Below are 11,276 nucleotides of genomic sequence, written 5' to 3'. Positions count from 1 at the left end.
GTATATCTCTACTTGATTATTTCTTCTAAAATTTACAACGAAAGAATAATTATCTTGTAATAGTTTCAATAGATGACTACCTATAAAACCTGATAGACCAGTTGCATAGATAACTTTAGTCACTTAATCACCTCGAACCTTTGAGCGGGTAGCCGGAATCGAACCGGCCTCATCAGCTTGGAAGGCTGAGGTAATACCAATATACGATACCCGCAGAGACATAAATTAAGCATTATATCTGAAAGAATTAATAATGCGATTAGTGAAATGCAGCAAAATTAAATCTTAATTAAATTCTTTTGTTAGAACGGAACATAAAGAGATAAAAGATTCATTCATGCTTTTTAATAATAAATCAGCAAAATCTGGGGGGTCAATTTCAGTAATCCAATGAAATTGGCAATTCTCTTCTAGTGGGAAAAGATTAATGGACGCTAGATGGTGGTTAGGCTTTACTGGACTTTCTATCGCTTTATAAACAAGCTTAAATTCATCTTCATTCCTTTCTATAATCCTTTCTACTACTCGCCCAATTGGTTTGAGTGAAAAAATTCTAATGTCATCTTTCACCTCTATTGAATCTATTCCTGGCACCCAATCATACCTATCTACTGTTCCTACTACTGACCAAACTTGACTGACAGTAAAATTAATTTTTTCTTTAATTTCAATTTTTTTCATTGTTGTTTACTTAAGATAGATCTATTGCAAATTCTTTTAGGTCTTCTAATTTTATAAATTCTAAAGCGCCTTGATGAGTAGATTCTAAAATTACTCTAGGGGCAAAGCTAGCTTCAAAGGCTTCTTGCCATCTTGGTGCGCATAAACACCATCTATTTCCAGGAACTAATCCAGGAAAGTCTGAATTCGGAACTGGACTCAATAAATCATTACCAGAAGAGAAGCTGAAATTTAAAAAATCTTGACTGACTATTGTGCATACCGTGTGACTGCCATGATCTGATTTAGAAGTTTCGCAACAACCCGTTCGAAAAAACCCAGTCATAGGATTACAACTGCATTCTTTTAACTCCTCGCCAAAGATGTTTAATTGATCATTCATGTAAAATAATATATTTTTTTTGTCCAGCTAAATAAAAAAATATCAGATTAGTTAAAGTGAGAACATTTAATACTATCAAAGTAATTGAATAAGGATTCATATTATTTGCTTCTCTAAGTAAATCTATAGATACCCCTGTTATGGTAGCACCTAAACCCAGGCCAATTAAATTAATACAAAGTATATAAAAAGCTACAACGGTAGCTCTTATTGATGAAGGAGCTATTTCTTGGACAGTAGCAAATACTGGCCCCCAAAAGCATCCTACCTGAAAAGCACCTACAAACATTCCAACAGGAATCCAAATTGAACCAGGTTCTACTAATCTCATAGCAAGAATAAATGGTGCACAAACTAAACCCATCCAAAAAAGAAACATAGCACGAGGTCTTTTGAATCTAGAAATAAATAAATCTCCAATTATTCCTCCACAAATATTACCTCCAATGCCTCCTACTAAGGTTATCCAACCTAATAATTTAGCAATATAAGCCCTTTCATAACCTCTTTCTTGGACAAGCCATAACTGATCGAAACTAACAGCGCCTAAAGAAATATGAACTATGACGCCTGCAATAATTATGTAGATTAAAGCTGGTGAGTCTTTTAAGGTTTTAATTAATAAGTTTAACCTATCTCTAAAAGGTATCTTTGGAATAGTACTCTGCTCAATCGAAGCTATTCTTCTTGGAGTTTCTTTAACAACTAATGTTAAAAGCGCAAATATAAGACCTATAGCACCTAGAATATAGAAACAATTTCTCCACCCTATGGTTGGTCCAAAATACCCTGCTACAAGCAAAGCAAGCGATGCTCCTATGGGGATACCTAGGTAATATACACCTATAGCAAAACCCATTCTGGAAGTTGGAAATTTATCAGCTAATAAAGAAATAGAAGTAGGCGTCAGAATTGATTCTCCAACTCCAATAAACATTCTTGGTATTGCTAAAGTTACAAACCCTTTTGCAGCTCCTGAGGCCATTGTTAAAAGGCTCCATAGGAAAACTCCAAATGCTATTAATCTTGGACGATGAACAGTGTCAGCAAGAAACCCCATAAAGAGGCCCATGATGGAATAGAAGATTAAAAAGGCAAAACCTACTAATAATCCAAACTGAGTGTCAGTTAGACCGAGATCAGGTACTATAAAATTTGCAAAGCTGGTTAATAAAGTTCTGTCAATAAAATTTAGAATATTTAGCAATGTAAGAAAAGCCAAAAAGCTATAATTACTAGTTGTTACCCTTTCCATGCGATTTCAAAGATTTTGTTATTTTCTGATGTATGTAACTTCTATTATTTACTGATAAATTTACTCATCCATTAACTATAATAAAAAAGCTTAGCGGTTAAGTTAGTTGTCTAATAATGAAAGATCATTTGAGGGTGGATCTACTTCTTCAGCTTCATAAAAATATGCAGTAATTTTAGGAGGAGACTCACTCACCATTTCTTGAAAACTTGCAACATGAGGTGTTTGAAAATGAAGGGCCAAGTCTTCAATACTGTTCCACTTCTCTGTTGCTCTAAGTATATCTGGATCACCTAACTCTACACTCCAAGTATAGTCTATACACCCCGTTTCAACTCTACTTAATTCTTGAAGTTTAATAATCCGATCTTTCCATTTATTTATATTCTCTTGATTCGTTTCTATTATTGCATTGACTACTATCATATTTTTCAATCTCTATTATGTCTATTCATTAAAATGGCGGGGCTGGCAGGATTCGAACCTGCTACCTTCTAGTTCGTAGCCAGACACTCTATCCAAATGAGCTACAGCCCCTTGAAAGGTAACCGTTTAAAATACTTAAATAAAATTAAGTATTAATATGTTTTAAGATTCCATAGAAGAAATCTTATCGTAAATCTCTTCTCTGTGTATTTTAACTGAAGGTGGAGCACTTATTCCAATCCTAACTTGTCCGCCTCGTATATCAAGAACAGTAATCTTAATATCGTCCCCTATAATTAATGCCTCATCAGTTTTCCTACTTAGAACTAACATATAACCCTCCCCAGAAGATTCTTGATTCTTTATCATTACCAACTTAGTAATATCAACTAACATATCACTTATTTATCAATTAAGGAAGAGTTAGGAATATACTATGGTTAAATATTAAAAATGATTCACAAAGCTTTAATTTCTTCCAATAATAGTAAAATTAATTTATTAGGATTAACCTATGAAGAATTAGAAAAAAATCTAATTTTAATAGGAGAAAAGAAATACAAGGCTCGTCAAATATTTAAATGGCTTCATAAAAAAAGAATTTATGCAATTGATGAAATGACAGACCTATCAAAAACGCTTAGAGAAAATCTAAAAAAATCATTCTTCATAAAGGTACCCGAAGTCTTATTTGAAGAGATTTCTGAAGATAAAACAAGAAAGTGGGTAGTCAGTGTGGGAAATGATAATCACATTGAGCTTGTAATGATTCCTGAGGGGGCAAGATCTACTTTATGCATATCTTCTCAGGTTGGCTGTGCAGTAGATTGCTCTTTCTGTGCTACCGGTAAAGAAGGATTCTCAAGAAATCTAACATTAGATGAAATAATTGGGCAGCTTTGGGTAGCAGAAAATTCCTTTAAAAATTCTACAAAAAAAAATATTACTAATGTTGTGATGATGGGCATGGGTGAACCTCTTCTTAACTTTGAGAATGTAGTGAATGCAATGAATATCATGATGGATGATAATGCATACGGATTATCAAAAAGAAAAGTTACTCTAAGCACATCTGGATTAGTTCCTCAGTTAGATAAACTCTCTACAGTTTCAAATGCTTCTTTAGCAATATCTCTTCATGCGCCAAATGATGAACTAAGAAACGACTTAGTCCCTATCAATAAAAAATATCCTATAAATATGCTCTTAGAGTCTGCTAAAAAATATATGGATAACTGCGGTGATAAAAGGGTAATGACGATTGAATATATTCTTATTAATGAAATAAATGACTCGCTTTTACTAGCCAATGAGCTTGCTGACTTATTAAAAAATATTCCTTGTAAGATTAATCTCATTCCCTTTAATCCTTTTCCTAAATCAAATTATAAAAGACCTTCTGGTAACAGAGTTAAGAGATTTCAAGAAATTCTTAAGAAGAATGGTTACATAACTACTATTAGATCAACTAGAGGAGATGATATTTTTGCTGCCTGTGGACAATTAGTGGGTCAAGTTAAGGATATAACTCGAAAACAAGAAAGAACAGGAAACATAAATAAGATAGATGCCCTAAATATTTCAAGTTAAAAAAACTTAACATCTATTTATTTCTACCATGGGATTTCTTTTTTTGACCAATCAAAAAACTTCCCAGAATCGCTGGGCGTTAAATTATAAATAATATCTATTAATTGTTTTGCACTCTCTTCAGGCGTAAATATTTTATTCTCACTTATATTTCTTGTGAAAGGATCTGAAAGGTCGGTACTAACTGTGCCTGGATGCAATGAAACGCAAATATTAGGTGAGTTTGTACTTCTTTTCATTTCAATAGCTAAATTCTTAGTAAACATATTTAATGCAGCTTTAGAACTTCTATAACTGTACCAGCCTCCAAGCTGGTTATCTTTAAGACTTCCTATCCTCGCAGAGATATTAACTATTGAAGAAATTTCATTATGAGATAAAAGAGGATATAAATTTCTTGTTAAAATCATAGGGCCAAACACGTTTGTCATGAAAGTCTTTGTGAATTGATTTAAATGTATATCAAGAAATTTTTTTTCAGGGTAAATAACCTCATTATCATGCAAAAATCCTGAACAATTAATTAAAAGGTGCACTTTAGAGAAAATAGAAGAAATATTCTCAGAGAAGCCATTAATACTCTTTTCATCTTCAAGATCTAACGCATACCACGATAATCTAGCATCTGATTCTAATAAGCCTTTAAGTTCAGAACTGCATGTTCTGGAAGTTGCAATGATATGTCCTAAATTTCTTTTCTTTAGAAGATTTTCCACCATAGATAAACCAATTCCTCTGCTTCCACCTTGAACTATTGCAACAAAATCATCAGTAAGCTCATATAAAGAACTCATAAAATCTTTAAAAAATTGTTTTTTAATAATGGGGTGGGATTTCTTCTCCCACATCAACACCGCTGTCACTCTGAAGGATCAAGCCGTAAATTGCTTTTATTTCTTTTTGTAGTTCCTTTATCTCTATCTGCTGTTTTCTAACTTCTTCACTCAATCGTTCAATATTTTCTTCTTGAAATGTACAGGAATTCTCTATTTTATTAAGTCTTTCATTCATTTTAATTAATTATATTAGTATTAGTTAGTATTCAAAAATTAAGACTTTAAGTTATACCAAATTAAAAATAAACATATGATGGCTGCAAGTGCGTAAAAGAAAAATTCCAATTTATCCTCCTAAAACTTTAATTATCTAAGCCTTCTACTATAACTACATGTCTCTCTGCTGAAATTTTTACAAATTCGAGAGCTTTCTGATAGTCATTTGAATCATAGCATCTGACAGCTTCATTAAATGTACCAAACTTTACTAAAACAGTTCTTTCAAAGGAGCCACCTTCAACCTCCACTTGTCTGCCTCCTCTGACTAAAAATTTTCCGCCTTGCGCTTCAATTATAGGTCCGGCTAATTTGACATACTTTGTAAACTGATTTGAATCTTTTACATGGCACCTCGCTATCCAATATGCTGACATATATTTCTCCTTTATAAGTCTTCTTCTTTAGAGATGAGATACTCTTGATATGCATCAATCAATCCATCTACATTTTTAACATTAATTCCATTTACACTTACTTCTAATAAGCCATTATCTTCCCAGTCAAAGAGGATCCAACTATCTTCTTGAAGAGATAAATCTTCATTGATAGTCTTAACTATCCAGTCAATTTTTTCTTTGTCTTTCATATAATAAATATAACAAGAATATATAGATTCGTCAGGTTTTCTACGAAGAATAAAGAATTTCTTTAGGGCTTTTCTTAGTCATTAAAAATAAAAGAATAAAACTTAAAAAGGCAACCACGATTATTGAAATTAATGGACCTAATAACCAGATTGAAAAATAGAATCTCGGTTCAATCTCAAATATTTCTGTTTCTAAAAAATATAGACCTAATTGAGCTAAAATTGCTGATAAAATACCTGAGATTAATCCGAGGCAAATAAACTCTAAGAGAATTGCTTTATTTAATAGCCCCCTACTTGCCCCTAAGGTTCTTAATATCGCAGACTGCTGGACTCTTAAACTAAAGTTATCTTGAATAGTTGCAAAGGTAAGAAAAAGTGAAGAGATAGCCGTAAGGACCAGAAGTATTTCGAGAGCAATTGAGATCTGGGTTACTATTTCTTTAACTTGATTTATTACCGAATCTAAAGAAACAAGGGAAACGGTATTAAAATTCAAAATAAATTCTGAGGTAATCTTTTCTTTTGATTCAGGAATATAAAAAGAAGTTATAAAGGTAGATGGGATATCTTGAAAAAGAGAAGGATGACCTATTAAAAAGAAGTTTGGTGCAAAGTTCTCCCAATTTATAGTTCTAATGCTTTGTATATAAGTTTGAAATTGAGCACCAGCTGTATCTACAAAAACATTATCTCCTACTTTTACGGAATATCGATCAGCCATCTCTTTAGAGATTGAAAGACCATTCTCAGAAGAGTCATTGAACCAATTACCAGACACAATCAAATTGTCTTTTGGAAGTTGATAGGTCCATGTAATATTGAATGTTCTTTCAGATATATTGTCTTGAAAAGAGACTTTTCTTTCATCGGATTTACTTATTTTAGTAAGTCTGGCTGAAGATATAGGGTAAAAAGGATTTAAATTAATCTCTTTTTCTTCTAAAAAATCTTGCATTGAAGGCAATTCTTCTTTTGAAATATTTATTACAAAGTTATTAGGCGTATCTTCAGGAATAGAAGACTCCCAAGAGGTTACTAATGTAGTCTTTAAAACTAGAGTTATGAGAGTTAGTCCAAGGGCTACTGTGAAAGCTAGAATTTGTATTGAATTAGCATTTTTTCTTCTTTGTAATTCAGACCAGGCCAAATTTAAAGGGCCCGATGCGTCCAGCCCTTTTTTTGATCTTTTAAAAAATATCAAGGAAATTAAAATTAAAGAGAGTGAAGAAACTAAAAGAATTCCCATTAAAATAATCCCAGATAAAATGAATGTTTCGGTATAAATATATATTAAAGAGAAAATAGAAATAAAAACTAAAATAACATTTAATTTACTAATAGACGTTTTATCACGATCTCTTTTAAGAATTCTTGATGGATTTATATTTACTAACTTAATTAGACTAGGATAGGCAAAGCCTACCAAGCAAATTACTGCGGTAAGAGAAGAAATATAAAAGGGTTTGTTAGAAGGGAGAGGTAGGCTGGTAGGAAAATATTCTGCTGATAGATTAATAAAAATACTCTGAATAAACCAGCCTAAAGCCAATCCTAATAAAAGAGAAGAAAGGATCAACCATAAAAAGATAAACAAGTATAAACACTTAACTTCAAAAGAAGAAGCACCTAATACTTTCAGTATGCCTACATAATCAGCATGCCTTCTAGCAAATCTTTGAGAACCTACACCTATGGTAAATGCTGTAATAATAACAGCCAATAAACTTCCTAATAGAATAAAATTATTAGACCGATCTACCGCCTTACCAATAGAGCCCTGAGTATCATTGACTTCTATTATCTTATGGGAGGGTCTGTATATTTGTTCTAATTTAGATTTCAATTCTTCTAATAAAGATTTTTTTAATTTAAACAAATAAGAATATCTTATCCGACTCCCAGGCTGTACAACTCTTGTGGAAGGTATATCAGCAGAATTCATTATCACCTTTGGAGCAAAAGCAAAAGAACTTGACCCTCCATCAGGTTCAGATTTTATGATGTGAGTTACAATAAATTTTCCATCTCCAATTTCAACTTCATCATTTAGATTCACTCCTAATAGATTAGACAATCTTTGGTCAATCCATATTGATCCGCGCCTAGGTGGACCTGTTTGAAGAATTAATTCTGATGAAATTGAAAATAATTCTACACTGCCGATTAGAGGGTAAGAACTATCTACAGCCTTTATAGATGAAAACTGCATTTTTTCTTCGCTAAAGACCATAGAAGAAAATGAAATTATTTCTGAAATTTGATTTCTAGGATCTTTTAAAAATAAGATGTTACTTTCTGACAAAGGTTCACTAGTCTGAAGTTTTAAGTCACCACCTAAAAATTCTGAAGTTTGCAGTCTTAAGGCACCTTCCAATCTATCAGTAAAAAGAGATATGCCAGAAACACAAGCAATAGCTAAAACCAACGCAAAAAAAATAATACCTATTTGTCCTGATCTTAGTTCCCTCCAAAATAATTTTACAGACAATAAAGGAATCATCATGTTACTTGATTTTACCTTGTATTAACTCTATTTGTGCATCACATTTTTGTGCTAGATTTTTATCATGAGTAACCACAATTAATGAATTCTTTGTTTCAGCATTTACCTCAAAAAGGAGATTAGAAATTTTTAAGCTTGTTTCTGGATCTAAATTTCCAGTAGGTTCATCTGCAAAAAGTACTTTAGCATTGCAAGCAAATGCTCTTGCTATAGCAACTCTTTGTTGCTCTCCTCCAGATAACTGTCTAGGATAATGATTCTCTCTTTTCTCTAGCTCAACTCTCTTTAAAAAGTATTGAGCTCTATCTTCTGCGTTTTTATTACCCTGAAGTTCTAAAGGCAACATAACATTTTCTATTGCGGTCAATCCAGGCAATAATTCAAAAGATTGAAATACAAAGGCAACATTCTCTTTTCTTACGATTGCTCTTTTTTCTTCATTTAATTTATGTAATGGACTGTTATTCAAATACACTTCGCCTGAAGAGACAGAATCTAAACCTGCTAAAAGTCCTAATAATGTTGATTTGCCGGACCCTGAGGGCCCTACTATTGCTAAAGAGGCACCCTCTCTTAGATCAAAACTAATATCATTCAATATAACTAGTTCCTCTTCACCCAAAGACACAGCTTTATATAAATTAATTACTTCTATTACCATTTAGTCTGTAAAATTATTTTTATGATAAAGAGAATACATTTAAAAAAAATCTATTTGGTTCTGGTTTCAATTATTGCATTCCTTTCACTTAATATTGAATCTAGTAATCCTCTTAAAGTCCTTATCCTAGGTGACAGTATAAGTGCCGGGTATGGAATTCCTTTAAAAAATCAATGGATAACAATTTTGCAAGACGATTTTAATTCAAAACAAAAAAATATAAAGCTAATAAATGCTAGTGTCTCAGGAGAAACAACTATTGGAGGTAAATCTAAAGTCCAAAAGTTACTTAAAGACCATAAACCAAATTATATTCTCATCGAGCTTGGAGGCAATGATGGCTTAAGAGGATATCCTGTAAGTAAGATAAAAGACAATCTAATCAAGATATGTGATATTGCTTTAAAACAAGATGTTAATGTTGGCCTGATGCAAATAAGATTACCCCCTAATTATGGAAAAAGATATGTCCAATCTTTTGAAAATATATATAAAGATATATCAAAAATAAAAGAAATAATTCTTATTCCTTTTATGCTTAATACCATCGCCCTAGAGACAGATTTAATGCAAGAAGATGGGATACATCCAAATATCCAAGCTCAAAAATTAATTTCAGAGAAAATGGCTATTTCAATAAATTATTTAATACAATGATGCTTTAAGGATCTTATTAAGTGGTCTAATTGAAGACTCATAATTTTTCCATGAATTTATGGAAGATCTATAAATTGGCTGTTTTACTTGCAAAATACTTGCGGTTTTTATAGGTCTTTTATTTTGATGAAATTCAAGACAATTATCTTCAAAAGCAAGGTTGCAGAAATCTAACAACTTAATAGTTTCCTCTTTCTGATTTATTATCAGGCTTTCATATTTTAAATCATAGACAAAATTAGGTATTAATTCCTGCCAAAATTTTATTATGTCTCTATAAAGGTTAAAATAATGACCTAATTCTTCTAAATCATAACCATAAAAATGGCCTTTTGCAGGAAAGAACATCTTGTATATAGACATGCAATTATCTCTTGGATCCCTTATACAATTTATTATTTTTGCGCCAGGAAGAATTAATTTAATTAAGCCTATTAATTTAAAATTATACGGCATCTTATCAGTGATTAACTTTTCTTTTTTATCCCCTATGTTTAAACTTTTAATATAAGATTCCCCCATTAAGCTATATGAATGAGATGAAAAATAAGAAAGATTTTCAGGAAAAGTTACATCTTCTACTCTAGGTAAAAAAACGGGTATTAAATTTGATAAATTACGACTTTCTCCTTTAGAAAATACTTTTGAATGGCTATTTAATATTTGTTCTACTAGTGTAGTTCCTGATCGTGGCATTCCAACTATGAAAATAGGAGTTTTGGGATATTTAATAGAAGAGTTTTTTTTAATACTTTCTGAAACATGTTTTAAATTAAAATAATCCCTAAAAGAATTCTTGATGCTCAGAAACTCTTTCTTATCTAATTCTATAGAGTATTGAAATGACTTTCTCATTAAAGAATTTCCTAACTTATAAAATTTAAAGGATTCATGATAGTCCTCAATATCCTCATATACCTTACCAAGAGCGAAACTTAAATGCATTTTGTGAGTTCTCGAAAGAGATGGATCTTTATAAATATTAAGCATCTCATCTATATGTGTGTGGCCTTTAATATATTTAGTAAAAGTTGAAATGTATCGATGTATTTCAATATAACTTGAGTCATATTCTAATGCTTTCCGATAATTTAATTCCGCCTCACCAAACATACCAAGTTCTATGTTTATAGAGGCGATCTCTGTTAATGCACCTATATATGAAGGATCAATATTTAAAACCTGAAGAAAACTATGCATCGCTTTATCTTGCTTATCTAGGGCTCTATAGGAAACTCCAAGATTAAAGAAAGCATGAGCATTAACAGAATCAATTGATACAATCTTCTTAAAAGCCTCTAAGGCATTAGATTCTTGACCACTTCTACCATAAGACAATCCTAATTTAAAAAGAACATCTATATCCTTTGGATGAGTCTTTAAGATCTCTAGTGATAAATCTATACTTTTAGAAAAATTACTTGAGCTATAAAAGTACTCTAGGGATTTCTTAAGTTGTTCCAAAATATGATTCGAG

General features: G+C 31.7%; 14 protein-coding genes and 2 tRNA genes. 2 read left to right on the top strand and 14 right to left on the bottom strand.

All coding sequences use genetic code 11. The annotated features are described in order from the left end of the window. Positions 1-143 precede the first annotated feature (143 nt). The 7 genes from P8J93_01500 to csrA all read right to left on the bottom strand — a co-directional run bounded on the left by P8J93_01500 (position 144) and on the right by csrA (position 3,077). Positions 144-214, bottom strand: a tRNA-Gly gene (locus P8J93_01500). A 71-nt stretch (positions 215-285) separates the two neighbouring features. Then, entirely contained in the window at positions 286-681 is a 396-nt protein-coding gene (locus P8J93_01495) for an SRPBCC family protein (protein MDG2060473.1), read from the bottom strand. Positions 682-691: 10 nt separating this feature from the next. Next, positions 692-1,063, bottom strand: coding sequence for a DUF2237 domain-containing protein (locus P8J93_01490; GenBank protein ID MDG2060472.1), 372 nt, complete (start codon positions 1,061-1,063; stop codon positions 692-694). Continuing rightward, on the bottom strand, positions 1,056-2,318 hold the full coding sequence (locus P8J93_01485; GenBank protein MDG2060471.1) for an MFS transporter: 1,263 nt from the start codon (positions 2,316-2,318) through the stop codon (positions 1,056-1,058). Before P8J93_01485 ends, P8J93_01490 begins: the two co-directional genes overlap by 8 nt. Positions 2,319-2,420: 102 nt before the next feature. Next, positions 2,421-2,744, bottom strand: coding sequence for a putative quinol monooxygenase (locus P8J93_01480; protein MDG2060470.1), 324 nt, complete (start codon positions 2,742-2,744; stop codon positions 2,421-2,423). A gap of 34 nt (positions 2,745-2,778) precedes the next feature. Continuing rightward, positions 2,779-2,855: transfer RNA gene (locus P8J93_01475), tRNA-Arg, on the bottom strand. Between the two features lie 51 nt (positions 2,856-2,906). Next, positions 2,907-3,077: a carbon storage regulator CsrA gene (gene csrA, locus P8J93_01470; GenBank protein ID MDG2060469.1), complete on the bottom strand. Its 171-nt coding sequence runs from the start codon at positions 3,075-3,077 to the stop codon at positions 2,907-2,909. Between the two features lie 120 nt (positions 3,078-3,197). Here csrA and rlmN point away from each other — a divergent pair, with 120 nt between their 5' ends. After that, the gene (gene rlmN / locus P8J93_01465) at positions 3,198-4,334 is read left to right on the top strand and encodes a 23S rRNA (adenine(2503)-C(2))-methyltransferase RlmN (GenBank protein MDG2060468.1); all 1,137 of its coding nucleotides are present in this window, start codon (positions 3,198-3,200) and stop codon (positions 4,332-4,334) included. 23 nt (positions 4,335-4,357) lie between these two features. Here the strand turns inward: rlmN and P8J93_01460 are convergent, their stop codons facing one another. The 6 genes from P8J93_01460 to P8J93_01435 form a co-directional block, all read right to left on the bottom strand. Next, positions 4,358-5,128, bottom strand: a complete 771-nt coding sequence (locus tag P8J93_01460; protein ID MDG2060467.1) for an SDR family oxidoreductase — start codon at positions 5,126-5,128, stop codon at positions 4,358-4,360. A 22-nt stretch (positions 5,129-5,150) separates the two neighbouring features. After that, on the bottom strand, positions 5,151-5,345 hold the full coding sequence (locus P8J93_01455) for a SlyX family protein (GenBank protein MDG2060466.1): 195 nt from the start codon (positions 5,343-5,345) through the stop codon (positions 5,151-5,153). Between the two features lie 127 nt (positions 5,346-5,472). After that, positions 5,473-5,763, bottom strand: coding sequence for a DUF1330 domain-containing protein (locus P8J93_01450; GenBank protein ID MDG2060465.1), 291 nt, complete (start codon positions 5,761-5,763; stop codon positions 5,473-5,475). Positions 5,764-5,774: 11 nt separating this feature from the next. Beyond that, positions 5,775-5,975: a hypothetical protein gene (locus P8J93_01445; protein MDG2060464.1), complete on the bottom strand. Its 201-nt coding sequence runs from the start codon at positions 5,973-5,975 to the stop codon at positions 5,775-5,777. A 40-nt stretch (positions 5,976-6,015) separates the two neighbouring features. Then, a complete protein-coding gene (locus P8J93_01440; GenBank protein ID MDG2060463.1) occupies positions 6,016-8,481 on the bottom strand; it encodes a hypothetical protein in 2,466 nt (821 codons plus the stop codon). 1 nt (position 8,482) lies between these two features. Next, on the bottom strand, positions 8,483-9,142 hold the full coding sequence (locus P8J93_01435; protein MDG2060462.1) for an ABC transporter ATP-binding protein: 660 nt from the start codon (positions 9,140-9,142) through the stop codon (positions 8,483-8,485). A 21-nt stretch (positions 9,143-9,163) separates the two neighbouring features. On the opposite strand from P8J93_01435, the gene P8J93_01430 reads away from it, so the two are divergent. Then, positions 9,164-9,799 carry an arylesterase gene (locus tag P8J93_01430; protein MDG2060461.1) on the top strand — a complete coding sequence of 212 codons (636 nt, stop codon included), beginning with the start codon at positions 9,164-9,166 and terminating at the stop codon, positions 9,797-9,799. On the opposite strand, the gene P8J93_01425 is transcribed toward P8J93_01430, so the two are convergent. Next, positions 9,788-11,263, bottom strand: a complete 1,476-nt coding sequence (locus tag P8J93_01425) for a sulfotransferase (GenBank protein ID MDG2060460.1) — start codon at positions 11,261-11,263, stop codon at positions 9,788-9,790. The genes P8J93_01430 and P8J93_01425 overlap by 12 nt on opposite strands. Positions 11,264-11,276 lie beyond the last annotated feature (13 nt).

It is taken from the genome of SAR86 cluster bacterium, assembly GCA_029268615.1.
Lineage (GTDB): Bacteria > Pseudomonadota > Gammaproteobacteria > Magnimaribacterales > Magnimaribacteraceae > JAQWNM01.
This window is presented reverse-complemented; position numbering and strand designations above follow the sequence as displayed.